Origin of the sequence: Rhizobium sp. FKL33, from assembly GCF_005222915.1 — a bacterium.
GTDB lineage: Bacteria > Pseudomonadota > Alphaproteobacteria > Rhizobiales > Rhizobiaceae > Rhizobium_E.
In genome coordinates this window covers 128,753-153,077 of the sequence record NZ_STFX01000015.1, presented here as the reverse complement: position 1 = coordinate 153,077, position 24,325 = coordinate 128,753, and the positions used below count along the sequence as shown (strand labels likewise).

Annotated in this window: 22 protein-coding genes and 1 tRNA gene; 17 read left to right on the top strand and 6 right to left on the bottom strand. The window is 61.2% G+C overall.

Annotated features, from left to right (window positions below; all coding sequences use genetic code 11):
- Positions 1-932: 932 nt before the first annotated feature.
- The 10 genes from E8Q41_RS09685 (at position 933) to E8Q41_RS09640 (ending at position 11,362) form a co-directional block, all read left to right on the top strand.
- Positions 933-1,214 (top strand): hypothetical protein, encoded by a 282-nt coding sequence (locus E8Q41_RS09685; protein ID WP_137155328.1) that lies wholly within the window; start codon positions 933-935, stop codon positions 1,212-1,214.
- A gap of 151 nt (positions 1,215-1,365) precedes the next feature.
- Positions 1,366-2,658, top strand: a complete 1,293-nt coding sequence (locus E8Q41_RS09680; RefSeq protein ID WP_137155327.1) for an ABC transporter substrate-binding protein — start codon at positions 1,366-1,368, stop codon at positions 2,656-2,658.
- A 108-nt stretch (positions 2,659-2,766) separates the two neighbouring features.
- A complete protein-coding gene (locus tag E8Q41_RS09675) occupies positions 2,767-3,648 on the top strand; it encodes a branched-chain amino acid ABC transporter permease (protein WP_137155326.1) in 882 nt (293 codons plus the stop codon).
- Positions 3,645-4,604: a branched-chain amino acid ABC transporter permease gene (locus E8Q41_RS09670; RefSeq protein WP_137155325.1), complete on the top strand. Its 960-nt coding sequence runs from the start codon at positions 3,645-3,647 to the stop codon at positions 4,602-4,604. The genes E8Q41_RS09675 and E8Q41_RS09670 overlap by 4 nt, the downstream gene beginning before the upstream one ends.
- A complete protein-coding gene (locus E8Q41_RS09665) occupies positions 4,601-5,323 on the top strand; it encodes an ABC transporter ATP-binding protein (RefSeq protein ID WP_137155335.1) in 723 nt (240 codons plus the stop codon). Before E8Q41_RS09670 ends, E8Q41_RS09665 begins: the two co-directional genes overlap by 4 nt.
- Positions 5,320-6,024 carry an ABC transporter ATP-binding protein gene (locus E8Q41_RS09660; protein ID WP_137155324.1) on the top strand — a complete coding sequence of 235 codons (705 nt, stop codon included), beginning with the start codon at positions 5,320-5,322 and terminating at the stop codon, positions 6,022-6,024. Before E8Q41_RS09665 ends, E8Q41_RS09660 begins: the two co-directional genes overlap by 4 nt.
- A gap of 29 nt (positions 6,025-6,053) precedes the next feature.
- Positions 6,054-7,667, top strand: a complete 1,614-nt coding sequence (locus E8Q41_RS09655) for a GMC family oxidoreductase N-terminal domain-containing protein (RefSeq protein WP_137155323.1) — start codon at positions 6,054-6,056, stop codon at positions 7,665-7,667.
- Between the two features lie 23 nt (positions 7,668-7,690).
- Entirely contained in the window at positions 7,691-9,190 is a 1,500-nt protein-coding gene (locus E8Q41_RS09650) for an aldehyde dehydrogenase family protein (RefSeq protein ID WP_137155322.1), read from the top strand.
- Positions 9,191-9,260: 70 nt separating this feature from the next.
- On the top strand, positions 9,261-10,682 hold the full coding sequence (locus E8Q41_RS09645; RefSeq protein ID WP_137155321.1) for a hypothetical protein: 1,422 nt from the start codon (positions 9,261-9,263) through the stop codon (positions 10,680-10,682).
- A 29-nt stretch (positions 10,683-10,711) separates the two neighbouring features.
- Positions 10,712-11,362 carry a hypothetical protein gene (locus tag E8Q41_RS09640; protein ID WP_137155320.1) on the top strand — a complete coding sequence of 217 codons (651 nt, stop codon included), beginning with the start codon at positions 10,712-10,714 and terminating at the stop codon, positions 11,360-11,362.
- 122 nt (positions 11,363-11,484) lie between these two features.
- Here the strand turns inward: E8Q41_RS09640 and E8Q41_RS09635 are convergent.
- Positions 11,485-11,560 (bottom strand) — tRNA-Ala (locus E8Q41_RS09635).
- Positions 11,561-11,740: 180 nt separating this feature from the next.
- On the opposite strand from E8Q41_RS09635, the gene E8Q41_RS09630 reads away from it, so the two are divergent.
- Positions 11,741-13,141: a phosphomannomutase gene (locus tag E8Q41_RS09630; protein WP_137155319.1), complete on the top strand. Its 1,401-nt coding sequence runs from the start codon at positions 11,741-11,743 to the stop codon at positions 13,139-13,141.
- Between the two features lies 1 nt (position 13,142).
- Positions 13,143-13,586, top strand: coding sequence for a GNAT family N-acetyltransferase (locus E8Q41_RS09625; RefSeq protein ID WP_137155318.1), 444 nt, complete (start codon positions 13,143-13,145; stop codon positions 13,584-13,586).
- Here the strand turns inward: E8Q41_RS09625 and ung are convergent.
- A complete protein-coding gene (gene ung, locus E8Q41_RS09620) occupies positions 13,576-14,280 on the bottom strand; it encodes a uracil-DNA glycosylase (RefSeq protein WP_137155317.1) in 705 nt (234 codons plus the stop codon). The two genes, E8Q41_RS09625 and ung, sit on opposite strands and share 11 nt — an antisense overlap.
- A gap of 168 nt (positions 14,281-14,448) precedes the next feature.
- On the opposite strand from ung, the gene E8Q41_RS09615 reads away from it, so the two are divergent.
- From E8Q41_RS09615 to E8Q41_RS09605, 3 genes are read left to right on the top strand one after another with little or no spacing between them, the layout of a single operon-like run.
- On the top strand, positions 14,449-15,663 hold the full coding sequence (locus tag E8Q41_RS09615; RefSeq protein WP_137155316.1) for a mandelate racemase/muconate lactonizing enzyme family protein: 1,215 nt from the start codon (positions 14,449-14,451) through the stop codon (positions 15,661-15,663).
- Positions 15,664-15,720: 57 nt separating this feature from the next.
- Positions 15,721-16,173 carry a GNAT family N-acetyltransferase gene (locus tag E8Q41_RS09610; protein ID WP_137155315.1) on the top strand — a complete coding sequence of 151 codons (453 nt, stop codon included), beginning with the start codon at positions 15,721-15,723 and terminating at the stop codon, positions 16,171-16,173.
- Positions 16,170-16,790 carry a 3'-5' exonuclease gene (locus tag E8Q41_RS09605; RefSeq protein WP_137155314.1) on the top strand — a complete coding sequence of 207 codons (621 nt, stop codon included), beginning with the start codon at positions 16,170-16,172 and terminating at the stop codon, positions 16,788-16,790. Before E8Q41_RS09610 ends, E8Q41_RS09605 begins: the two co-directional genes overlap by 4 nt.
- Here E8Q41_RS09605 and E8Q41_RS09600 read toward each other — a convergent pair.
- Complete coding sequence (locus tag E8Q41_RS09600; RefSeq protein WP_137155313.1) at positions 16,784-17,671, bottom strand: LysR family transcriptional regulator; 888 nt, start codon at positions 17,669-17,671, stop codon at positions 16,784-16,786. The genes E8Q41_RS09605 and E8Q41_RS09600 overlap by 7 nt on opposite strands.
- Positions 17,672-17,775: 104 nt before the next feature.
- On the opposite strand from E8Q41_RS09600, the gene E8Q41_RS09595 reads away from it, so the two are divergent.
- A complete protein-coding gene (locus tag E8Q41_RS09595; RefSeq protein ID WP_137155312.1) occupies positions 17,776-18,774 on the top strand; it encodes an aldo/keto reductase in 999 nt (332 codons plus the stop codon).
- Positions 18,775-18,784: 10 nt separating this feature from the next.
- Here the strand turns inward: E8Q41_RS09595 and E8Q41_RS09590 are convergent, their stop codons facing one another.
- Positions 18,785-19,534, bottom strand: a complete 750-nt coding sequence (locus E8Q41_RS09590; RefSeq protein WP_170976430.1) for an AraC family transcriptional regulator — start codon at positions 19,532-19,534, stop codon at positions 18,785-18,787.
- Positions 19,535-19,822: 288 nt separating this feature from the next.
- Here E8Q41_RS09590 and E8Q41_RS09585 point away from each other — a divergent pair, with 288 nt between their 5' ends.
- Entirely contained in the window at positions 19,823-20,725 is a 903-nt protein-coding gene (locus E8Q41_RS09585; RefSeq protein ID WP_137155310.1) for a DMT family transporter, read from the top strand.
- Positions 20,726-20,779: 54 nt separating this feature from the next.
- Here E8Q41_RS09585 and pheT read toward each other — a convergent pair whose 3' ends face one another.
- Positions 20,780-23,209, bottom strand: a complete 2,430-nt coding sequence (gene pheT / locus E8Q41_RS09580; RefSeq protein WP_137155309.1) for a phenylalanine--tRNA ligase subunit beta — start codon at positions 23,207-23,209, stop codon at positions 20,780-20,782.
- A gap of 14 nt (positions 23,210-23,223) precedes the next feature.
- Positions 23,224-24,306 (bottom strand): phenylalanine--tRNA ligase subunit alpha, encoded by a 1,083-nt coding sequence (gene pheS, locus E8Q41_RS09575; RefSeq protein ID WP_137155308.1) that lies wholly within the window; start codon positions 24,304-24,306, stop codon positions 23,224-23,226.
- Positions 24,307-24,325 lie beyond the last annotated feature (19 nt).

Sequence of the window (24,325 nt, the reverse complement as noted above, 5' to 3'; positions counted from 1 at the left end):
AAGAATCCGGCCAATTTCCTCGCCGCCGTCAAACTCATTGCTACTCGCATCTGGATAAAGGCGTTATGAGTCTACTGCCTAGGCACCTGTGGTGAGTTTATCGAACACGACTGCTCGGATCGCGCTCCATAGCGCCGCCCCATGATTGTCGCGTTCGGTCTATGGACCGGACGGAGCGCCGAAATGGAAACGAACCGCCTTGCCCGGCGAGAGCCCTGCAACAGGCTTCAACCAACCTCACAATAGCCAGATTTCGTCGAAAGCCATCGGATCAGAATGGCCGCTTCGATAGCCGAAGTTGCACTGCGCGACGGAGGTCATGCAGCTCTCTTGCTACTTGATGGCCCGCCATCGCCAACATGCATTCTGTTTGCGCCATTCAAAAACCAGAGATAGATCATTCATCCCATTGATACTATAGCAATTTTTGTCATTTTTCATCAAATCCGCATTGCCAACATCCAAGCATCGCCGAACGAATCTTCGCGATGGAGTTGACGGAGAAGTCGTTTGTGTGCAAATATTTTTACCAAGGAGAATAAATGAGCATCTGGCAATCCAACTAAACACACGCTTCGTTTCGCGGCACCCTGGGAGTTTGCGCATGAGCATCCGTAGATCGGTTCTGCCCGCCTTCGGTTGGAGTGTCCCTTTGGACACCACGATGTCCGCGTCGTCTCATTTTCCCGGCAGCCTGTCGTCCAAGCTCCTCAAGGCTTGCGCGTTTGATTTAACCCGAATGCTCCCTGCTTGGCAAAATACTCCGGCAATGCAAGCCGGTGACGACAGCCTCTTAATCGGACTTTCGAATATGCGGCGCGCTTGGCCGATAGCCAACACAGCCGGACATAGGGGTTCTGGGCCAGAGCTTGAGGCGTCGTCGTCCAATGCCGCCTGTTTTTCTTCTGCTTTAAACTGAGATCAATCAAGCCATGGCGCACAAGCAAGTCTGCGAATGCTGCCAGCGCAAACTCAAGATCTCAGGACCTGCGAGCGCGAAAGATGGCGATACGGAAATTCGAATGGCGCGGCTAGCCAGCGCGCCATTCGAGACGCCGGTGAAGCCAGTGTTGAAACGCAAGACCTATCGGACTTTGGATATGGGAAACCCATCTTCTTTCGCCGCCAACCAACGCTCTGCAGCAAAGGTGTTCATCCGCTTCTCCGGCGCATTCCAATCAAAATTGTCCAGCGCCCGACGTTCATCTACGTAATACAACATTGCATCCAGACAATAAATATTCGGATCAGTGTTAATTCATCTCATAGTTTCAGGCAGACGAAAGGACGTTATCTAACGGAATAAAAGCATCCACCAAAGCAGACCTTGAAACAAAATTCGGAAAAACCGAAAGGGGAACTATAATGAACTGGAACGATGCGAAATCTTCACTCTCCATGCCTCGCCGCCAAGTCCTCAAGACGATGGCCGCCACCGCCGTCACGCTTGCATCGCCGGCCGTGATCCGCCCTGGTTTTGCGCAGGAAAAGACCATCAAGCTCGGCGCGCCGATCCACCGCACCGGCATCGGCGCATCCTATGGCAGATGGTATGAACGGACCGCCTCCGCAGCCGTCAACCTCGTCAACGAGATGGGCGGGATCAATGGCATGAAGGTGGAGATGATCGTAGAGGATGACGGAACGGATCCCAAGCGCGGAACCGAAGTCATCGAAAAATTCGCCACGGAATACAAGGTTGACGCGGTTTTCGCTCACCTCTTTTCACATGTGGTCGCGGCCGCCGCACCGCGCGCGGGCGAATTGAAGCTGCCATATTTCATCTGTTCCGAAGCGAGCCTGCTGACGAAGGGCGCTCTGAACCGCTACGTGTTCCAGCCCGGCATCACCGATGTTCATGCCCAGGTTCACGCCATGGCGCCCTGGATCTCTTCGACTTTGGGCAAGAAGATCGCAATGATCATTCCCGATTTCAATTTCGGCCATGACCATCGCGACTATCTCACGCCGGCCATCAAGGCCCAGGGCGGCGAGGTCGTCAGCGTGATCGCCATTCCGCCGGCAGAAACCTCGTTCACCCGCTACCTGCCGCAGATCCCGATGGATGTCGACGTGATCTATCACGTGATGGTCGGCCCCGCCGTTCTGACCTTCGTGAAGGAACTGGGCGACTATCTCGGCAGCCAGCGCCCCGAGATCTTTGGTTTCATCGACTCGCTGGAAGCCGTGGATCTGGCGACGCCCCAGCTCGAATTTCTGGAAGGCACCTATTTCTGGGAAGCCTATCCACGCTATGCTCAGACGAACCAGACCGAGTTCGATAAATTTTACCGCGAGCGGGTCGGCGTGGATGCAAATGGCGCTAGCCTTTCCGATCCCAAGGATATCTCCACCTACTCCCATATGTTCTCCTGCTGGGAGACGCTGTTCGCCATCAAGCAAGGCATGGAGATTGCCGGCTACAAGGGCCCCGAACAGAAGAAGGACCTCATCGTGGCGATGGAAGGCCTGACCGACCTGCCGGAAGGCAAGGAGCGGCCCCAGGGCTCCAAGATCTTCGATGGCAAGACCCATCAGGTCTTCGGCAAGCAAAACATCTCGAAGGTGAAGGACGGCAAATTGACCGTGGTGCACACGACGTCGATCGAAGACGGTCGTTACGAGAGCACGGTCGATTACACAAAGATGGCGCTTTAACAAAAGCTTCGCGTGATGCCTCTCCGCTGACGTCGGTCAGCGGAGCCCTTAAACGTGGGCGCAATCTGCGCAGCGGATTGCGTTCGCTCGACCGAAAGATGCGAATTCATGGGTCAAGGTCCCTATCTGTTTCTCGCCGCATTGGAAGGCTTGGTCCAAGCGGCGGTCTTGACGATCACGGCGGCCGGGTTGTCGCTGGTCTTTGGCGTGATGCGGGTCGTCAATATCTCGCACGGCGAGTTCGTGATGCTCGGCGCCGTCATCGCCTGGTTCGTGTCCAATGCGCTCGGAGCTCATCCGGCCGTTGGTTTTCTGATTGCATTGCTGATCAGCCCGCTCATCGTCGGCATCATTGCCTTCACCGCCGAACGCCTCGTGCTCAAACGCCTCGATTACAATCCCGAAGCGACGATCGTGGCGACCATCGGCATGCTGTATATCATTCAGCAAGGCGTATTGATCGCCTATGGCCCCGATGCGAGACCGGTCGAACCGCCCTTCTACTACAGGGTTTCTTTCCCGTGGTTCGGCTACTCTGGCTACAAGCTCTTCATCGTCGTCGCGGCTGTGGTTCTCATGGGCGTCATTTGGTACGTCATGCGCAACACCAAGGCGGGCCTCATCATGCGCGCCACCCAGTTCGACCGCGAAACCGCGCAGGCTTTCGGCATCCCGGTGGAACGCGTTTCGGCGATCGTCTTCGCACTCGGCGCGATGCTGGCGGCGATTGCCGGCGTCCTGGTCGTTCCCATCCAGCAGGCGCATTACCTGATGGGCCAGGACCCGCTTCTTCTGTCTTTCATCGTGGTGATCATCGGCGGTCTCGGCAGCATGTCGGGCACAGTGCTGGCGGCCGTGATCATCGGATTGTCTGATGGCATTCTCTCGGTTCTGTTTTCGCCGACCCTCGCGAAGATGATCTCCACCTTACTCGTCGCATTGGTTCTCGTCTTCCGGCCCAACGGCCTCTTCGGAAAGGGCGTTCGATGACCCTGACCTTCAAGAAAAACGCCGTTCTCCTGGCAGTGACGCTCGCAATCCTGTTCCTTCTGCAATTCGTGCTGCCGGAATACAACATCCTGACTGCGACCCGTATGATGGTGTTGGCGATCTTCGCCGTCGGCTTCAATACGCTGCTCGGTTATCTGGGACTGATGAGCCTGGGGCATGCGCTGTTTTTCGCAGCCGGGCTCTATGGCGCGGGCCTCTCGAGCTACCATCTCGGATCTGGCGTCGCCACGTCCTTCGCCCTCGGCGTCATCGCTTCGGCAGTCGTCGCGGTCGTGATCGGCATGATCACTCTGCGCACGATCCGCGTGTCGTTCATGATCGTGACGCTGATGTTCGCACAGGTCGGCTATCTGATGAGCCTCTACTTCACCGGCTACACCAATGGTCAGGAGGGGCTCTCGCTGCCCCAGTCGGCCAGGGCCATGGCGATCGGCCCCTGGGCGCTCGATCTTTCCAGCGCCCTTACTCGATACAACATTGCCTTCGTTATGCTGGCCATCACCCTGGCGGCGCTGTTCGTCTATCTCTCCAGCCGACGAGGCCGGGTGATCATGGCGATCCGCGAGAATGAAGAGCGGACGGAAATGCTCGGCTTCAACGTTCTGGCGGTGAAGCTCGAAGTCTTCGTAATCTCCGGCCTGATCGCGGGCGGCGCGGGCGCCCTTTACGCCCTGCTGTTCGGCTATGTCGGCTCCACATTCGCCTCGTTCCAATATTCGATCGAAGCCTTGCTCTTCACCCTGCTGGGCGGCGCAGGAACGCTCCTTGGTCCGCTGGTCGGAGTGGTCCTGATGGTGACGATGATCGACAAGCTCAGCGAGCTCATGTCCGCCTATCTGATGGTTATCGGCGTTGTCCTCATCGCTCTCATTCTCTGGTTCCCGAAAGGCATTTTGGGGACGATCCGCGAAAGGGTTGCCCCATGGATGCTTTGACGCCACTACTTTCCACCGAAGATCTGACGCGGCATTATGGCGGGATCAGAGCCGTTGACGGCGTGAACTTCACCCTCAACGCGGGCGAAATCCGAGCGATCATCGGACCCAACGGCGCCGGCAAAACGACCTTTGTCAGCCTGCTCTCCGGACGGACAGCGCCCAGCGGCGGAAGAATATCGTTTGCGGGACAGGACGTTACGGCTTTGCCCGCATTCCGTCGGGTCGAACTCGGCATCGCCTACACGTTTCAGATCACCAATGTCTACAAATCCATGTCCGTGGCGGACAATGTCAGGATCGCCGTGCAGAGCAGGCTGAAGCGCCATGTCGGCGCGCCTCTCGATCCGGAAGCCGAAACGATCGCGGCCCTGGAGGCGGTCGACCTGGCGGCGCGCGCCGACACGCCCGCCAGCCAATTGGCCTACGGGCACCAGAGGCTGTTGGAAATCGCGATGGGGGTGGCGCTTCAGCCAAAGCTGCTCATCCTCGACGAACCGACGCAGGGCCTGTCGGACTCGGAGATCGAGAACTTTCTGCAGCTGGTGCGTCGGATCGGCAAGTCGGCGACCATTCTGCTCATCGAACACAACATGCATGTCGTGATGTCGCTTGCTGATCGCATCTCGGTCCTCACCCGGGGGCGTCTTCTCGCCGAGGGCACTCCAGACGAGATCCGCAACAATGCAGACGTCCAAGCAGCCTATCTGGGGTCATGATGCTCAAGATTGAGAACTTCGATTGTTTTTATGGAGAAAGCCAGGCTTTGCGCGGTTTCTCCATCCATGTTGCGCCCGGACAGGTCGTCTGTCTGCTCGGCCGCAACGGCGCCGGAAAAACCACAGCGCTCAAGTCGATCATGGGGATCATCCGTCCCGCGGCGGGCCGAATGGAGTTGAACGGCGTCGACCTCACGAATGTGGCGCCCCGATTCATCCCCCGGCACGGGATCGGTTACGTGCCGCAGGGCCGGCGGCTCTTCACCGAAATGACGGTGCGAGAGAACCTGAAGATCGGTCTCATGACCCGAAACAGCGGGCCGTCGGCGCTGGAAAGGGCCTTGTCCTACTTTCCCGTACTGCGCGAGCGGATGGATCAACGATCGGGCACGCTGTCAGGCGGCGAGCAAACGATGCTGGCGATCGCGCGGGCCCTGTGCATCGAACCCACGATCCTCATGCTCGACGAGCCGACGGAAGGCTTGATGCCGAGCATGATCGCCGCCATTCGCGACGTTGTCATTCGCCTGCGCGACGAAGGCGTCGGCGTGCTGCTGGTCGAGCAGCGGATCGACGCCGTCATGCCGGTCGCCGACCGCATCGCCTTCATGGATCACGGAGCGGTCAAATCCGAATTCGAGATCGACGCCGTTCGCGCCGACACCTCCATCCTCAAGAAATATCTCGGCGTCGGACATTAGTCCGCGCGCCCTAACAGAGGGAGATCAATATGAGTGAAAATCCGAATTCCAGCCTGACGCCGGATCGCGAGATTCTCGCGGAAACGATCCGATCCACGTATGACTTCATCGTCTGCGGCGGCGGATCCGCGGGCTGCGTCGTCGCCAGCCGCCTATCCGAGAACCCTGGCGTCAGCGTGCTGCTGATCGAGGCGGGCGGGAGCGATCGCGTTCCATCCGTCATCGACAGCACGCAGTGGATGTGGAACATCGCTACGGAACGCGATTGGGGATACAAGGCGCAGCCCTCTCCCACCGTCAACGGCCGCACGCCTCTGTTGCCGATGGGCAAGGTGCTGGGCGGCGGCTCCTCGATCAATGGTTCGGTCTGGGCCCGCGGTCACAAACATGACTTCGATTTCTGGGCCGCCGAGGCGGGTGACGACGCGTGGAATTACGAGTCCGTGCTCGGAATCTATCGTCGAATCGAGAAGTGGAACGGCACGCCGGACGCCCATCGTCGCGGCGCCGACGGTCTTCTGAACATCCTTCAGCCCGAAAACCCGATCCCGCTGGTGGAAGGCCTGATCAAGGGCGCGGAAGCGATCGGCATCCCCTTCGTCGATGACATCAACGGCGCGGCGATGGAAGGCGAAGGTGGATGCGGTCTGCCGAACGTTCTTGTCCAGGACGGAAACCAGCGCGTCTCGATGGCGGCGACCTATCTTCATCCCGCCATGTCGCGTCCGAACCTGCACATCCTTCTCTGTGCTGAAATCGTCGGACTGACCTTTGTCGGAAAGCGGGCGACGGGGGTCACCTTTGTTCGCCGCGGACGCACCTATACGGTCGGAGCCGACAAGGAAGTGGTCCTGTCGATGGGGGCCATCAACACGCCGAAGCTCCTGATGCTTTCGGGCATAGGCGAGGAAAAGGAACTGTCGCGTCATGGCATTGCCGTGCGTCAGCATCTTCCGGGCGTGGGCAAAAACTTCCAGGATCACATCCTGCTGGCGGGATGCTGCTGGGAGTATATCACGCCGGAACCGCCCCGGAACAATGCCGCCGAATTCGTCTTCATCGCCAAGTCGGATTCCAGCCTGAAGACGCCTGATCTGATGCCGGTGCTCGAGGAGACGCCATTTGGCAGCGAGGTCACGACCAAGGAATTTGACCTGCCTGTCGGTCCGGCCTCCGCCTGGACGCTGGCGCCGGGACTGGCGCGGCCGGATAGCCGAGGTGAGATCCTTCTGGCCAGCAGCAATCCTCTCGATGCGCCGCTCATCTTCGCAAATTTCCTGTCGACCGACACCGATATGAAGGCGATGGTTCGCTGCGTCGAAATGTGCCGCGAGATCGGCAATTCGGAGTACTGCGCTCCCTATCGCAAACGCGAATGCATGCCCGGCGATCTCAAGGGCGCCGACATGGAGAACTTCATCCGCAATGCGGCCGGAACCTACTTCCACGAAAGCTGCAGCGCAAAGATGGGCCGCGACGTGATGTCCGTCGTTGATGGCGCATTGAAGGTTTACGGCATTGAAGGTCTCCGCATCGCCGACGCATCCATCATGCCCGCGATTTCGACGGGCAACACGATGGCTCCGACCGTGATCATCGGCGAGCGCGCGGCCGACATCATCAAATCTGCATATTCAATCTGACCAAAACCATAAAGGGGAACGTTATGAATATAAACGTCAAAACACCGGCTGTTTCCGCCTCCACGGAAGCCTTTCTCAAGCGCGCTCACAAACTCTACATTAACGGCGAATGGGTCGACGGGGTGTCCGGCGAGACGATCGATGTCCTCGACCCTGCGACGGGTCGCGTCATCAGCACGTCGACGGCGGCAGTTGCTGCGGATGTCGACAAGGCAGTCGCCGCTGCGCGAGAGGCTTTTGACAAGGGACCCTGGTCGAAGATGACCGGCATCCAACGCGGCAAGCTGATCAGCAAGCTCGCCAGCCGGCTGGAAGAACTGGCGGACGAACTGGCCGAGATCGAAGCGATCGACTGCGGCAAACCGGTCACCTACGCCAAATATGTCGATGTGGGCCTCACCGCCAACATTTATCACTATATGGCGGGTTGGGCGAGCAAAGTGTCTGGCGAGACGGTGTCGCTGGCCAACCCGGGAGACTATCACGCCTTCACCCTGCGGGAACCTGTGGGGGTGGTGGCGGCCATCACGCCGTGGAACTTCCCGCTCGTTCTGACCGCCTACAAGCTCGCCCCGCTGCTCGCAGTCGGCTGCACCTGCATCATCAAGCCTTCGGAACTCACCCCGCTATCGACCCTGCGCTTCGTTGAAATTCTCGAGGAAGTCGGCTTTCCCGCGGGTGTCGTCAACGTGATCACGGGCTATGGTTCGCCGGCCGGTTCGGCGCTCGTCGAACATCATGGCGTCGACAAGGTCGCTTTCACCGGATCGGTGACGACCGGACGAAAGATCGCCGCCGCCGCGACCGGCAATCTGAAGCGCGTCACGCTGGAGCTTGGCGGGAAGTCGCCGATGGTCGTCTTCCCTGACGCCGACCTCGATCGCGCGATTCCCGGTCTGGCCGGGGCGATCTTTTTCCATCAAGGGCAGGTCTGCACGGCAGGCACGCGCCTTTACGTGCACAAGTCCATTCACGACCGCGTCGTCGAAGGCATTGCCGCTGAGAGCCGCAAGCTCAAAATCGGCCATGGTCTCGAGCTTGATACGACGATGGGCCCGTTGATTTCATCGGCGCAGTTGCAGAAGGTCATGGGTTTCCTCGATCAAGGCAAATCGGAAGGCGCCGAAACCGTCATTGGCGGCGGCCGCATCGGTGATGTCGGCTTCTTCATGGAGCCGACGGTGCTCACCAACACGCATGACGGCATGTCGGTGGTCCGCGAGGAGATCTTCGGCCCGGTCCTTTGCGTTCAGGCCTATGAAGACGACGATCTCGACGCCATCGCTGCCAAAGCCAATGAAACGATCTTTGGCCTGGCCGCGTCCATATGGACCCGAGACTTGTCTGTCGCGCACAAAATGGCCAAACGGATCAAGGCCGGCAGCGTCTGGATCAATGCGCACAATGTTTTCGATCCGGCGCTGCCTTTCGGCGGCTTCAAGCAATCCGGCTGGGGCCGCGAAGAGGGAGCTGAGGCGATCCGGACCTTCACGGAAGTCAAATCCGTCTGCGCAGTCCTGTAACCGATGTATATCTCTGACATTGCCCCGAGCAGGGGCAATGTCATCCCGTAGCCGTGATCGGAACCATGCGATGAAAAGACTGTGCGCTCTCGCACTTTGGACCGCCGCGTCGCATTTCGGGCTGACCAGCCCGGCCCTCGCACACAGCGCGGAAGGCGGCATCGTCCTGCTGCTTCCCACTGGCTATTACATCATTGCCGGCTGCGCCGCCGTCGCCGCGAGTTTTCTGCTGGTTTCCCTGCTTCCCAACAGGTGGGCGCAACGGTTGCACCAGACCACCCTGCGCCTTCCGGCGCTGCCGATGCCTTCGGACGCCCAGAGCAGCCTGCTTTCTTTTGCGATTTTGTGCTTCATGGTGGTAGCGGGTCTGGCGGGGTCTCCCGATCCCACCCTCAATCCGCTGCCCCACTTCATATGGACCGGTTTTTGGGTGGTCCTCGTCATTTTGCACGGCGTGGTCGGCCCGCTCTGGAATGGGCTCAATCCGTGGACAGGTCCGCTCCTGCTGCTCGGAAAACTGACCGGTCGCGATCTCGGAGCGCGCGCGCGAATTTCCCTGCCCGGCTGGCTCGGCGCATTTCCCGCCATTGCTCAATTCTACGCCTTCGCCTGGTTCGAGCTTGTCGATGCCGCCCCCGAAGATCCGCGTCGGCTGGCGGTTGCAGTCATTGCCTACTGGACCGTCAATTTTGTCGCCATGATCACCTTCGGAGCGGAGGAGTGGGCCAACCGGGGCGAGCCTTTCTCCATTTTCTTCCGCCTGATCGGCGGTCTTTCCCCTCTCGGTTGGGAACGGGTCTCCACCTATCGGCGCCGTCCGCGGCTGGGCTGGCCCGGCCATGCGCTCTATGCGCAGCCGCCGCTTCCTGCCTCGAAAGTCCTATTCGTCCTCCTGACCTTGTCGACCGTCTCTTTCGATGGGTTCTCCAACACATTTTTGTGGTTCGGCGCCATTGGCGTCAATCCTCTCGACTTTCAGGGGCGCAGTTCCGTCGTCCTGTCGTCGACCTCGGGATTGGTCGCGAGTTTCGTCCTGTTCGCAGTCGTCTATTATGCTACCGTGGCTCTCGGACGGGCTCTGGCGCAGACGGGCTCCAATCACGACATCGCCGGACGGATGATCTATTCCATCCTGCCGATATCGCTGGCGTTTCAGATGTCGCACTATTTGACGGTGGCGCTTGTAGGACTGCAGGATCTCGCCGTTGCAACGAGCGATCCCTTTGCTCTCGGGCAAGACTGGCTGGGTATGAAGGACCATCATGTGACCCTGTCTTTCCTCAACGACTTCGACGCCGTCCGCATGCTCTTCAGCGCACAGGTGGCGATCGTAACCCTGGGTCACGTTGTCGGGGTCGTCATGGCGCATGGCATGGTGTCGGAACAGATCGAGCGACCGGAAAAAGTGTTCCGGCTTGAAGTTCCGATGGCTGTTCTCATGATCGCCTTCACCTTTCTAGGCCTTTGGCTTCTGTCCACGCCGAGGATATGATGATGCGGTCTGGACCAGGGAGCCTGGCGATGAATTCGGTCGGTCGATGGATGAGAAGCTGGCTACAGATGCTTGCGGCCTTATTGGCTATCGCGCTCGGTAGCTCATCGGGTTTCGCATTGGCGCATGACATCGCCATCCCCAAAGACAAGGCCAAAGGCTTCGAGATCGCCGCCATAGATCACGGCGCCATGATTGCGATTGCCCCTTTCCGCGATCGGATTCTCGATCTGGCGCGACAGATTCCGGATCGGAACGAACATCTGAAGGCGCTGCTTCTCTACAACGAGATACAGTCGGCAAACTGTTTGTGGGAGTTGTTGCCGGGCAGCCTCACGGATGAAGCAAGCCCGATGAATGCATGCGCGCATGCCGATATGGCCAGTCTCAAGGCGATCCTCGATGAACTCGCCACGATTGACGGCGCCAGGAAGGCCGCCTTGGGGCTGGTTGGCGAACTGGACCAGCACATGGTGCTTCTCGGTTCTTCCTACACCCGCTGCGAATTCAGCGACACGGTGTTTTATACGGAATATCAGATCAACCCGAACTGGCGGGACGTCATCCTCTACCTGCTCAACGTCACTCCGAATACCCTTATGTGGATTGTAATCGCGTCAATTGCAGTCCTGACTTTGGGCATTTCCAAATCGAAGGCTCAACGCAGGCCGCAAGTTTAAATGCCGAGGCTAAACATTATGATCGCGCCTCGAATTTATCCACGTCAGGGCCGCCGCGTCGAAACGCATTTTTCGGGCGTAAGACGCCTGTCAATTGATATATTACATATGAGATAAAAACATGGTGGAGCCAGGGAGGATCGAACTCCCGACCTCTACATTGCGAACGTAGCGCTCTCCCAGCTGAGCTATGACCCCACGACGCCGACATCCGCAGGCGCGCCATCGTCATAGCAATGCGCCGCAGGAACTTCAACGATTTTTCGCGCGCATTTTTACCCTGACGGAAGCAAATCCCTCCTGCAGCGCGCGACAAATTGACTGGACGCGGATTTGCGCTAAGCAGGAACGGAGAGGTTGTCATCAGAGGAGCGCATCGTGGCGGCGGCATTTGGAACATCGGGGCTCAGAGGCCCTGCAGTCGATTTTACTCCCCTACTCTGCACCGCCTATATTTCGGCTTTCCTGGAGCGCGTCGCCGGCGAAACAGCCGACAAGACGGCCTATGTGGCCGCCGATCTCCGCGAATCGAGCCCGCGCATCGCCGGCCAATGCCTGGCCGCGATCAAGGCCATGGGCTGGACCGCCGCCTGGGCCGGCAATGTGCCGACGCCTGCGGTCGCGGCCTACGCCATGGCGCGGAAGGCTCCGGCGATCATGATCACCGGCAGCCATATTCCCGAAGCCTATAACGGCATCAAATTCTACCGACCCGACGGCGAATTCCTGAAAGAGGACGAAGCGCCGGTGCGTGAACGGGCCGAGGCCATTATGGCGGAAGGCAGCGAGATCGCGCCGTCGGCGCCCGGCGAAGCCTTCGCCGCCGCAGCCGAGGATTACATCGCCCGCTATGCAGCCGCCTTTGGCCCCCAGGCCCTGTCCGGCCTCAAGATCGGCGTCGATCTGCATTCCGCCGTGGGTCGCGATCTGACGGTCGCGATCCTGGAAAAACTGGGAGCGGAGGTGCATGCCTTCCGGCGGATGGATCATTTCGTCGCGGTCGACACCGAGGCGCTCGATCCTGACGACGTGGCGCGGGCGCGGGCGCTGATTGCGGAGCACGGTCTCGACGGCGTGATCTCCACCGACGGCGATGGCGACCGGCCGCTGGTGATCGACGACGAAGGACGGCAGATCAATGGCGACGTGCTGGGCGTGCTGACAGCGAAACTCATCAAGGCGAAGACGGTGGTGACGCCGCTTTCCTCGACCAGCGCCGTCGAGCAATCGGGCTGGTTCGAAACGGTCGACCGCACCCGTATCGGCTCGCCCTTTGTAGTGGCCGGCATGGCCAAGGCAACCAGCCATCCGGTCGTGGGCTTTGAGGCCAATGGCGGTTTTCTGCTCGGCGACGACGTGGCGCTCGCAGGCGGCGTGCTCGGCAAATTGCCGACGCGCGACGCGATCCTGCCGGCGGTGGCGGCGCTGGTGCTCGCCAAAAACGAGGGACGCAGCCTGTCGGCCTTGGCGGCGACGCTGCCGCCGCGCTTCATGAAGGCGGATCGCGTCAAGGAGGTCGCGCCCGACAAGGGCAAGGCATTCCTGACCTCGGTGGAGACCTCGGCGGAGTTTCGCGCCGGGTTCGACGCGCGCATCGCGACCCCGACAGAGATCTCGACGCTCGACGGCGTGCGGATGGCGTTCGAAAACGGCGACACCGTGCATTTCCGTCAGTCGGGCAATGCGCCGGAGATGCGCATCTATGTCGAAACCGGCTCTTTAGAGGCGACGGACCGGCTTCTCTCCGAACTGCTCGCCAGGCTGAAGGAGCAGTTCTGAGATGGCGCTGGAGATCCGCAATGCGACGGCTGAGGATTTTGACGGCTGGCTGCCGCTCTGGCAGGGTTATCTGACCTTCTATAAGACCAGCCTGACGGACGAGGTGACGCAGGCGACCTGGGCCCGGATCCTCGATCCGATGAACCTGCTGACCGCACGGCTGGCGGTGAAGGATGGCGTCGTGCTCGGCTTTGCCCATCATCACACGCATCTGACCACCTGGGATGTCAGGCCGACCTGCTATCTCGAAGACCTGTTCGTGAGCCCCGAGGCGCGCGGCCTAGGCGTCGGCAAGGCTTTGCTCGACGATCTCGTTGCGCTCGGCAAGGAGAAGGACTGGGTGTCGGTCTACTGGATCACGGCTGAGGACAATGTCACGGCCCAGAAGCTCTATGACAGCTACAACAAGCGCGACGCCTTCTACCGCTATACCGTCACGTTGTGATCTCGGCTCTCTCCGGCAGTCGCCAGTCGATCGCGCCCAAGCCCTTTTCTTCGAGAAAGGCATTGGCGCGGGAGAAAGGCTTGCTGCCGAAAAAGCCGTTATGGGCCGACAGCGGCGAGGGATGCGGCGCCTTCAGCACCAGATGCCGGGACTGATCGACAAAGGCTGCCTTGCGCTGGGCGTAGGCGCCCCAAAGCATGAAGACGACAGGCGTGTCCTGCTCGTTGACCCGGGCGATGACGGCGTCGGTGAATTTCTCCCAGCCCTTGCCCTGATGCGAGGCGGCGAGCGAGCGCTCGACCGTCAACACTGAATTCAGCAGCAACACCCCTTGACGCGCCCAATGCTCCAGATAGCCGTGGCGGGCGGGGGAAATGCCGAGATCACTCTGCATCTCCTTGTAAATGTTCACGAGCGACGGCGGAATGCGGATATCGGGACGGACGGAGAAGCACAGGCCATGCGCCTGGCCATCGCCGTGATAGGGGTCCTGCCCCAGGATCACCACTTTCACCTGACCAAGCGGCGTCAGATCGAGCGCGCGGAAATACTCCGCCCCTTTCGGGAAGATGGTCTTACCCGCGCTCTTCTCCGCCTGCAGGAAGGCCTTGAGGCTGGCCATATAGGGGCTTGAAAACTCTGCCGCCAAGGCGGCGCGCCAGCTGTCTTCGAGCTTGATGCCGGTGTCGTTCATCATCCACTCCCTTTGCCCTGATGGAAGCCGCAAGCGGCGCTTCGGTTCAAGTCTCTGACGGTCTTATGCACAGACCGGTTCCATTTCCGCCTCGATCCTGACGCGCCTGCGCAGGCCCGTGACGCAAAACTGGTATACAAGGGCGCAAACCAGTCGTGAGGGAACGCCATGAAAATCACCGACGTCAAGACCTGGGTCGTAGGCAATCCGCCGCCGGGCGCGGGCGGACGCTATTTCATCTTCGTCAAGCTCGTCACCGACGGCAATGTCGTCGGTTATGGCGAGGCCTATAACGCCAACTTCGATCCGCATCTGACCGCCAAGCTGATCGAGGACGTCGCCGCGCGCTATCTCGTCGGCCGCGATCCGCACGACATCGAGACCTTCTTCCGCAACGCCTATTCCTCCGGCTTCTCGCAGCGGCCCGATCTCAGCATGATGGGCTGCGTCTCAGCGCTGGAAATGGCCTGCTGGGACATTATCGGCAAGGAAGCCGGCAAGCCGGTGCACAAGCTGCTGGGCGGCCGGGTGCATGAACGCATCCGCACCTATACCTATCTCTATCCGAAATCGGGCTCGGTCGTGCCGGCCGAGATCGAAGGCAAGAATGTCTATAACGATCCGGATATCGCCGCCGCGACCGCGCTGGAATATGTGAAGGAAGGCTTCACGGCGCTGAAATTCGATCCCGCCGGCCCCTATACGATCTATGACGGCCACCAACCGCGGCTCATCGACATCGATCTCTCCGAACGCATGGTGAAAGCCGTGCGCGAGGCGGTGGGCGCGAAGGCCGACATCCTGTTCGGCACACATGGACAATTCACCGCTTCGGGCGCGCTGCGCATGGCCCGCGCGCTCGAAAAATACGATCCGCTGTGGTTCGAGGAGCCGGTGCCGCCTGACATGCCCGAAGTCATGGCGCAGGTGGCGCGCGGCACCTCCATTCCGGTCGCGACCGGCGAGCGGCTGACAACGAAATGGGAATTCGCCCGCGTGATCGAACATCGCGCCGCCTCCATCCTGCAGCCCAATCTCGGCCGCTCCGGCGGCATTCTCGAAACCAAGAAGATCGCGGCGATGGCCGAGGCTTATCACATTCAGGTGGCGCCGCATTGCTATTGCGGCCCGATCGTCGCGGCCGCCAATATCCAGCTCGCGCTGACGCTGCCGAATTTCCTCATCCTCGAGGCGATCAAGACCTTCGACGGCTTCCACGAGACGCTGCTCAAGAAGAAGATCGTGGTCGAAGAGGGTTATGTCATCCCCTCCAGCGAGCCGGGCCTCGGCGTGGAACTGGATGAAGCGGTCTGCGACGCCCATCCCTGGAGCGGTTCGCAACTGCATCTCGGCATGGTGGGAACCTCGATCGATCTTTGCTGATCCAGCCGCTTGCGGATCGAGCGGGCCGGGATTAGACCGGTCCCAAGAGGACACGATATGACCGAGCCGACGATCCGCACCGCCACCGCAACAGACGAAGCCGCCTGGAGACAGCTCTGGGCGGGCTATCTCGCCTTCTACAAAGTGGATCTCGCGCCCGAGGTGACCGACAGCACCTGGCGGCGCATTCTCGATCCGGGCTCGCCCGTGTCGATGCGGCTGGCCTTTGTCGATGGCGAGGCGGCCGGTTTCGCTATCCACCTGCATCACCCCTCCACCTGGGTGGCGGATGAGGACTGCTATCTCGAAGATCTCTATCTCGACTCCCGCTTTCGGGGGCGTGGCGTCGGCCGGGCGTTGATCGACGACCTGATCGGCATCTGCAAGAACAAGGGCTGGGCGCGGCTCTACTGGCATACGGATGAAGGCAACGCCACCGCCCGCAAGCTCTACGACTCCTATGTCAAGACCGATGGCCATGTACGCTACCGCATGCGGATCGGCGCATGAGCCGGCTGCTATTCGTCGATACGGAAACTACGGGTCTCACCTATGACGACCGGGTGATCACGCTCGGCATGGTCGCGCTCGATCTCGACGCGCTCAAGGACGGGCGCGACGCGGTTCAACTGAGCCATCTGATCTTTAATCCCGGCCGGCCCAGCAATCCCTTTGCCGCCGCCGTGCATGGCTATCAGGACTGGGTGCTGACCAGCCAGCCGCGTTTTGCCGTCCATGCCGAAGAGATTCTTCCCGCCTTCACCGAGGCGGATCAGGTGCTCGCCCACAATGCCGCCTTCGACGAGCGTTTCCTGAGAACAGAATTTCGCATGGCGGGGTATGAGCTGCCCGCGTCACGCTTCGACTGCACGCTCAAGGCCTATAAGCGCAAGCATCAGCGCCCGGGCGGGCTCGACAAGGTTCTCGAGCATATGGGCCTCTCCGCCCGCGGCAAGCAGCACGGCGCGCTCGAGGACGCCTGGTTCTGCATGCTGGCCTGGCTGTGGCTCAACGATCTCGAAGCCCCAGCCGCGCCGGCAGCGCTTACGCATCCGCCGAGCAATTGGGTGGAGCCGGGCCTGCCGCCGATCCGCGGCGCCCGCAAACCTCTCGTCGCTCGCTACTGAAACTTGAAAAAATCGACGAAGGCCCGGAGCGCCGGACGCATCTGCCGGCGGCTGGGATAATAGATATAGAAACCGTCGAAAGGCGGACACCAGTCCTCCAGCACCCGGATGAGGCGGCCCTCCCTCACATAGTCGTCGACGCGCGCATCGAACAGCTGGGCGAGGCCCGCGCCGGCAAGGCAGGCGACGAGAATGAGCCGATCTTCGGGCAGGATCAGCGGACCCGATATATCGGCGGCGAGCGCCTTGCCGTCCTTTTCGAACTCCCAGCGATAGATCGAGCCGCTCGAAAAGCGGCGGCGGATGCAGCGATGATCGAGCAGATCGCGGGGATGCCGGGGCAGCGGCCGATCCTGAAAATAAGAGGGCGCAGCGACCACCGAAGCACGCCAGAGCGGGCTTGCCCCGACAGCAATCATATCGGCTTCGAGATGTTCTCCCAATCTGAGACCCGCGTCGAACCCCTGGGCGACAATGTCCTCGAACTGATCTCGTGTGACAATCTCCAGCTCGATCTCGGGGTAAAGCGCGATGAAGTCCCCAAGACGCGGCGCCACCAGATGCTCGCAGGCCAGTCTAGGCATGGTGATGCGCAAGGGGCCGGCCGGACGGTCGCGGTTCTCGACCAGCGCATCGAGCGCCGCGCCGATCTCGCCCAAGGCCGGCTTGAGGGATTCGAGCAGCCGTCGCCCCTCCTCAGTCGGCGCGACGCTGCGGGTGGTGCGGGCGAGAAGCCGGATTCCCAAGCTCTCCTCCAGCGCCGAGACCGCATGGCTGACGGCGGAGGGGGCCACACCGAGTTCGCGGGCGGCGCGGCGAAAGCCGCCGCCTTCGGCGACGGCGGCGAGAACAGCGAGTTGTGAGAGCTGGATCCGGTTCATTGTTCTAAATAATAGAACAAGGCGGCGTGAATTGCACGGCTTATCGCGACCATGATGCGCGGTTATTGTAGGAGTGTTGATTCCATTCACCTCTGGAGACGTCCATGAAAACCCGTTCGCTCGGCTCCGGCCTCCGTGTTTCTGCTCTCGGCCTCGGCTGCATGGGCATGAGCCATGCCTATGGCTCTGATGTCGACGAGAAGGCCGCCCAGGCTCTGTTCGACCGCGCCGTCGAGCTCGGCGTCACCTTCTTCGACACGGCCGAAGTCTATGGCCCCTTCACCAATGAGGTCCTGGTCGGACAGGGTCTGCGCAGGCACCGCGACAAAGTGGCGATCGCCACGAAGTTCGGCTTCACCATCGGCGACGAGGCCAAGGCGGCAAGACCCTCGGGTCTCGACAGCCGGCCGGAACATTTGCGCGCAGTGGCGGAAGCATCGCTCAAGCGGCTCGGCGTCGAGGTCATCGATCTGTTCTACCAGCACCGCGTCGATCCCGATGTGCCGATCGAAGAGACCGTCGGCGCCATGGCGGGTCTCGTGAAAGAGGGCAAGGTGCGGACCCTCGGTCTTTCGGAAGCCAGCGCGGCGACGCTGCGGCGCGCCCATGCCGTCCATCCGATCGCCGCTATCCAGAGCGAATATTCTCTCTGGACGCGAGATCCCGAGACCAATGGCGTGTTCGACGCCTGCCGCAAGCTCGGCATCGGCTTCGTGCCCTTCTCGCCGCTCGGCCGGGGCATGCTGACAGGCGCCTTGAAGGATCTCTCCAAGCTCGGCGCCAATGATTTCCGCCGCGGCCTGCCGCGTTTCGACCAGGCGAATTTCGACGCCAATCTCGCGCTTGTGGAGGCGCTGGAAACCATGGCGGCGGAGAAGGGCGTGACGGCAGGTCAATTGGCGCTCGCCTGGGTTCTGGCGCAGGGCGACTTCATCGTGCCGATCCCCGGCACCACCAAGATCGCCAATCTTGAAAGCAATATCGCCGCCGCAGCAATTACGCTGACCCCTCAGGATCTCGCGACGCTGGGTTCGATCGTCTCGCCCGACAAGGTCGCTGGCGCGCGCTACAGCGAGGCGATGGCCAGGATGGCCGGGCGCTGAGCGCAGCGCTTTACCGAGAGGCCGTGAGCGCCCGTCGCCATGCCATCGGCGTGGCGCCGGTGATCGTCTTGAACATACGGTTGAGATGGCTCTGGCTACTGAAGCCGCAGGCGGGCGCGATCTGGGCGATCGGATCTGAGCCGGCCAACATCCGCTTTGCCCTGGCAATGCGCCGATTGAGGATGAAAACGTGGGGAGAGACTCCGCACGTCATCCGAAACATGCGCTGCAGATGGAACTCGCTGAGACCTGCGACGCAGCCGAGATCGCGAAGGCTGATGGAATCGGCAAGCGAAGCTTCGATGAAGTCGAGCAGCCTCCGCCTGATATTGGGCGACAGGCCGCCCTTCAAGGTGACAGATGATTGGCCGCCATAATGCGGATTGGCGAACAGTTGGCCGACAGCCTCGGCGGTCGCTGCATCGGCCCGCAACAGGTCGCCCGAAACCGTAGCGCGGGCCACCTCGACAAGGGCTTCGGATAGGCAGGGAACGCTGGCGAATGTCGCCTCGGGCAGCTGCATCAACCGGGCGTCGCGATCGAAGGTTTCGGCAAACAGCCGGCGCAGCTCCACATCCGACACATAGAGATGCACGAATTCGAACTGATCCGTGATCTCCCATTCGGACGACGCCCCCTGCGGCATAAGGCATAACGCCCCCGGCCAACCAGCGATAGAGCCAGCGTCGAGGCGGCGGGTGCCGGCGCCGCCCTGCAGATAGCAACTGAATGTATGCCCATCCGGGCGTTCGTAGCGCATCCGGTCATGACTGTTTCGCCAGATCGCGCTTGCCCTGCCCTCGCCAAGGTCGAGAACCTCGAGGCGCTCGGCGCGCGTCGAGGCGGACAGTGTGTCGAAAACGGATATAGTCTGCAGCATGGCCCAGCTCTGGAAACAATGCCGCCATTCTAGCGCAATAACCGCGAACCGCCATGGACAAACTGGTCCCCAATCAGTGCGCAGCCGATTTCACCGCAAGATCCTGCAAGAAGCGGCAGAAAACGACCGGCAATGTCTCTCGCATAAACGCAAAGATCCGGAGTGACCGTGACCAATTTCCTGCTGTTTTCATCCACCGTGCTGATCTGGGGCACCACCTGGATCGCCATATCGCTGCAGATCGGACCCGTGCCGGTGTTGGTGTCGGTGTTTTATCGGTTTGCGCTCGCGGCGTTGATCCTGGTCGGCTTTCTCCTGATCACCGGAAAGATGAAAGCGCCGCCTCTGAAGCAGCAACCCTTCCTCCTGATCCAGGCGCTGTCGCTGTTTTGCTGCAATTTCCTGTGCTTCTATCACGCGGCGGCCTATGTGCCGTCAGGACTGATCTCCGTCGTCTTCTCGCTCGCCACGATCTACAATGCGGTCAATGCGCGGATCTTCTTTGGCGACAGGATCCACCCACGCACGCTTCTCGCCGCCGCCTTGGGCGCGCTTGGCTTGTGCTTGCTGTTCGGGCCGGACATTTTTCTCGCGGTGAAGCCGGAGAGCTGGAAAGGCATTGGTCTCGCCGCTTTGGGCACGCTGTTCTTTTCGTTCGGCAACATGGCCTCTCGCCGCAACAGCGCCGCCGGCATCAAACCCGTCATCGCCAATGCCTGGGGCATGACCTATGGCTCGACTGCGCTTCTTCTCCTGATCGCCGTCACGGGCGCGCCGATGGTTGCGCCGACCGACATGACCTACCTCGCGGCGCTTTTCTATCTCGCCGCCATTGGCTCCGTGGTCGCCTTCACCACCTATCTGACCCTGGTGTCGCGGATCGGGTCACAGAAAGCCGCCTACGCCACCGTGCTGTTTCCGGTCGTGGCGCTCAGCCTGTCGAGCATTTACGAAGACTATCACTGGACGCCCATGGGGGTAGCAGGCCTGCTGCTGACTCTGACCGGAAATGTCGTGATGTTCGCACGTCTTCCGGAGCGCTTGAGACCGATAGCCAAGACCTTGTCATAAACGAAGAAAGGGGCGGAAAACCGCCCCTTTGCCATGTCTGCACTTATCAGTCGATCAGCCGCGCAGGCTGCCGCCGGTGTTCTTTTCGACATTGGCGACGATGCGCTGCGACAACGCCTCGAAATCCTCGTCCGTCAGCGTCTTGTCGACCGGCTGGATCGACACTTCGATGGCGATCGACTTCTTGCCGTCGCCGAGGGAGGCGCCCTCGAAGACGTCGAACACCGAGACGCCGGTGATCAGCTTGCGATCGGCGCTTTGGGCTGCCTTCAGGATGGAGGCGGCGTCGACCGTCTTGTCGACCACGAAGGCGTAGTCGCGCTTGACAGCCTGGAAGGGCGAAAGGCCGAGCACCGGCTTGGTGCGGGTGGCCTTCTTCTTCGGGTCCGGCAGCTTGTCGAGCGACAGTTCGAAGCCGCAGAGCGCGCCCGACACATCCATGGCTTCCAGCGTCTTGGGATGGAATTCGCCGAAATGGCCGATAACCAGTTTCGGACCCATCTTGATCGTGCCGGAACGGCCGGGATGGAACCAGGCGGGACCGCCCTGTTCGATCTGCAGATTGGCGGTCGGGAAGCCGCAGGCCTCGAGCACCGCCAGCGCATCGGCCTTGGCGTCGAACACGTCGACGGGCTTGCCGCCGCCCTTGTCCTTGTTGGACCAGAGGCGACCGGCGCCATTCAGCGTCGCCGTGCCGCGACGAATGCCGGCGGCCATGCGGCGCTGGCCCGAAGGCGTGTCGTCCTCATAGGCGCCGGAGACTTCGAAGACGGCGACATCGCCATAGCCCTTGTCGGCATTGCGCTGGGCGGCGGTCAGGAGGCCGGGCAGAAGCGACGGACGCATGTCCGACATATCCGCAGCAATCGGGTTTTCGAGCTTCAGCGCCGGCGCGCCGCCGCCGAAGAGGGCAGCCTGCTCAGCCGGGATGAAGGACCAGGTGACGGCTTCCAGCATGCCGCGGCTCGCGAGCGCCCGCTTGGCGAGACGCGTGCGGATCTGCAGCGTGGTGAGGATGCGGGTGTTGACCTCGGTGAGGCGCGGCAAGGGCTGCGGCTTGACCTCGTTGATGCCATGCATGCGCATGATCTCTTCCACGAGATCGGCCTTGCCGTCGACGTCAGGACGCCAGGAGGGAACGGACACGTTCACGGCTTCGCCCTCGCCTTCGACGCCGAAACCGAGACGCTCAAGAATGGCGAGACTTTCAGCGCGGCTGACCTCGATGCCGGTCAGGCGCTTGACTTCGCTGAGCGGGAACGAGACGCGACGGGGCTCGTAGCCCTCATAGCCGACCACCCTTGCTTCCGCAGGCGCGCCGCCGCAAAGCTCCAGAACCAGTTCGGTGGCGCGGTCGAGACCGGAAACCATATATTCCGGGTCGACGCCGCGTTCGAAGCGGTAGCGCGCATCGGTGATGATGCCGAGCGAGCGGCCGGTGCGGGCGATGTTGAGCGGGCTCCACAGCGCCGATTCGATCAGCACGTCGGTGGTGTTCTCGTCGCAGCCCGAGAGCTCGCCGCCCATGATCCCGCCGATCGATTCCACGCCGTTATCGTCGGAGATGACGACATTGGCCGGCGACAGTGTGTATTCCTTGCCGTCGAGCGCCAGCACCTTTTCACCGTCCACGGCGCGGCGCACGGTCAGGTCACCCTTGACCTTGGCGGCGTCGAAGACATGCAGCGGCCGGCCCTGATCGAAGGTCAGATAATTGGTGACGTCGACCAGCGCGTTGATGGGGCGCAGACCGATGGCGCGCAGGCGCTTCTGCATCCAGGCCGGGCTCGGGCCGTTCTTGACGCCGCGCACAAGGCGCAGCGCGAAGCCGGGGCAGAGCGCCTTGTCTTCGCCGTCGAAAGCGAGCGTGACGTTGACAGGCGTCTCGCCCGAAATCGACAGCTCAGGCGTGTTCGGAGCCTTGAGCGTTCCGAGACCCGAGGCGGCGAGATCGCGGGCAATGCCATAGACGCTGGTGCAATCGGGGCGGTTCGGCGTCAGATTGATCTCGATGACCGGATCGTCAATGCCGTAATAACTCGCGAAAGAGGCGCCGACGGGGGCGTCCTCGGGCAGGTCGATGATGCCGTTATGGTCGTCGGAAATCTCCAACTCCTTTTCCGAGCACATCATGCCATGGCTTTCGACGCCGCGGATATTGCCGACCGACAGCGTCACGTCGATGCCGGGCACATAGGTTCCCGGGGCGGCGAAAGCGCCGATCAGGCCGGCGCGGGCGTTGGGCGCACCGCAGACCACCTGCACGGGCTTGCCCGCGCCGGTGTCGACGGAGAGAACCTTGAGCTTGTCGGCCTGCGGATGCTTGTCAGCCGTGAGGATCTTGGCGATCACGAAGGGCTTGAAGGAGGCCTTGTCGTCGACGCTTTCGACTTCGAGGCCGATCAGCGTCAAGCGCTCGCAGATGGCGTCGAGCGAGGCGTCGGTGTCGAGGTGATCTTTCAACCAGGAGAGTGTGAATTTCATCGTCTAATCCTCCTTTATGCGCTCAGGCCGCCGAACAGCGTCGGCAGGTCGAGCGGGCGGAAGCCGTAATGGTTCATCCACCTGACATCGGCGTTGAAGAAATCGCGCAGGTCGGGCATGCCGTATTTCAGCATGGCGATGCGGTCGAGCCCCATGCCCCAGGCAAAACCCTGATATTCGTCGGGATCGAGGCCGCCGGCGCGCAGCACATTGGGATGCACCATGCCGCAGCCGAGGATTTCCATCCAGTCATTGCCTTCGCCGAACTTCACCACGTCGCCGGAGCGATCGCACTGGATATCGACTTCGACCGACGGTTCGGTGAAGGGGAAAAAGGACGGGCGGAAGCGCATATTGACCGAGGGCACTTCGAAGAAGGCCTTGCAAAACTCTTCCAGCACCCAGCGCATATTGGCGACATTGGCCGTCTTGTCGATCACCAGGCCTTCGACCTGATGGAACATCGGCGAATGGGTGGCGTCGGAATCCTGCCGGTAGGTCTTGCCGGGAATGATAATGCGGATCGGCGGCTTCTGGCTTTCCATGGTGCGCACCTGCACCGGCGAGGTGTGGGTGCGCAGCACCTTGCGCTCGCCGTTTGCGTCGGGCGGCAGGAAGAAGGTGTCGTGCATTTCGCGCGCCGGATGGCCGACGGGGAAATTCAGCGCCGTGAAATTGTAATAGTCGGTTTCGATATCCGGACCTTCGGCGATTGAGAAGCCCATATCGCCGAAGATCGCGGTGATCTCGTCGATGATCTGGGTGATCGGATGGATGCGGCCGCGCTCGGCCGGGGACGAGCGAACCGGCAGCGTCACGTCGACGGTTTCGCGGGCGAGGCGCTCGTTGATCGCCTGGTCGCGCAGCAGCGTCTTGCGTTCAGTGATCGCGTTGGTCACCTCGGCCTTGATGACGTTGATCGCCGCGCCGCGCGTCTGGCGTTCTTCCGGGCTCATGGCGCCCAGCGTCTTCAGGAGTTCCGAGATCGAACCCTTCTTGCCGAGCGCATTGACGCGAACGGCCTCAATCGCCGCTTCGTCCGCCGCGCCGGCGATTTCCTCGAGAATGGTGGTCTTCAACTGATCGAGATCGGACATGTGTCGCTCGTAAGATTTG

Bases quoted from the DNA above. Each gene is read 5' to 3' on its own strand.
- E8Q41_RS09685 (WP_137155328.1), top strand. From the start codon at position 933: ATGGCGCACAAGCAAGTCTGCGAATGCTGCCAGCGCAAACTCAAGATC.
- E8Q41_RS09680 (WP_137155327.1), top strand. From the start codon at position 1,366: ATGAACTGGAACGATGCGAAATCTTCACTCTCCATGCCTCGCCGCCAA.
- E8Q41_RS09675 (WP_137155326.1), top strand. From the start codon at position 2,767: ATGGGTCAAGGTCCCTATCTGTTTCTCGCCGCATTGGAAGGCTTGGTC.
- E8Q41_RS09670 (WP_137155325.1), top strand. From the start codon at position 3,645: ATGACCCTGACCTTCAAGAAAAACGCCGTTCTCCTGGCAGTGACGCTC.
- E8Q41_RS09660 (WP_137155324.1), top strand. From the start codon at position 5,320: ATGATGCTCAAGATTGAGAACTTCGATTGTTTTTATGGAGAAAGCCAG.
- E8Q41_RS09655 (WP_137155323.1), top strand. From the start codon at position 6,054: ATGAGTGAAAATCCGAATTCCAGCCTGACGCCGGATCGCGAGATTCTC.
- E8Q41_RS09650 (WP_137155322.1), top strand. From the start codon at position 7,691: ATGAATATAAACGTCAAAACACCGGCTGTTTCCGCCTCCACGGAAGCC.
- E8Q41_RS09645 (WP_137155321.1), top strand. From the start codon at position 9,261: ATGAAAAGACTGTGCGCTCTCGCACTTTGGACCGCCGCGTCGCATTTC.
- E8Q41_RS09640 (WP_137155320.1), top strand. From the start codon at position 10,712: ATGAATTCGGTCGGTCGATGGATGAGAAGCTGGCTACAGATGCTTGCG.
- E8Q41_RS09625 (WP_137155318.1), top strand. From the start codon at position 13,143: ATGGCGCTGGAGATCCGCAATGCGACGGCTGAGGATTTTGACGGCTGG.
- ung (WP_137155317.1), bottom strand. From the start codon at position 14,280: ATGAACGACACCGGCATCAAGCTCGAAGACAGCTGGCGCGCCGCCTTG.
- E8Q41_RS09615 (WP_137155316.1), top strand. From the start codon at position 14,449: ATGAAAATCACCGACGTCAAGACCTGGGTCGTAGGCAATCCGCCGCCG.
- E8Q41_RS09610 (WP_137155315.1), top strand. From the start codon at position 15,721: ATGACCGAGCCGACGATCCGCACCGCCACCGCAACAGACGAAGCCGCC.
- E8Q41_RS09605 (WP_137155314.1), top strand. From the start codon at position 16,170: ATGAGCCGGCTGCTATTCGTCGATACGGAAACTACGGGTCTCACCTAT.
- E8Q41_RS09600 (WP_137155313.1), bottom strand. From the start codon at position 17,671: ATGAACCGGATCCAGCTCTCACAACTCGCTGTTCTCGCCGCCGTCGCC.
- E8Q41_RS09595 (WP_137155312.1), top strand. From the start codon at position 17,776: ATGAAAACCCGTTCGCTCGGCTCCGGCCTCCGTGTTTCTGCTCTCGGC.
- E8Q41_RS09590 (WP_170976430.1), bottom strand. From the start codon at position 19,534: ATGCGCTACGAACGCCCGGATGGGCATACATTCAGTTGCTATCTGCAG.
- pheT (WP_137155309.1), bottom strand. From the start codon at position 23,209: ATGAAATTCACACTCTCCTGGTTGAAAGATCACCTCGACACCGACGCC.
- pheS (WP_137155308.1), bottom strand. From the start codon at position 24,306: ATGTCCGATCTCGATCAGTTGAAGACCACCATTCTCGAGGAAATCGCC.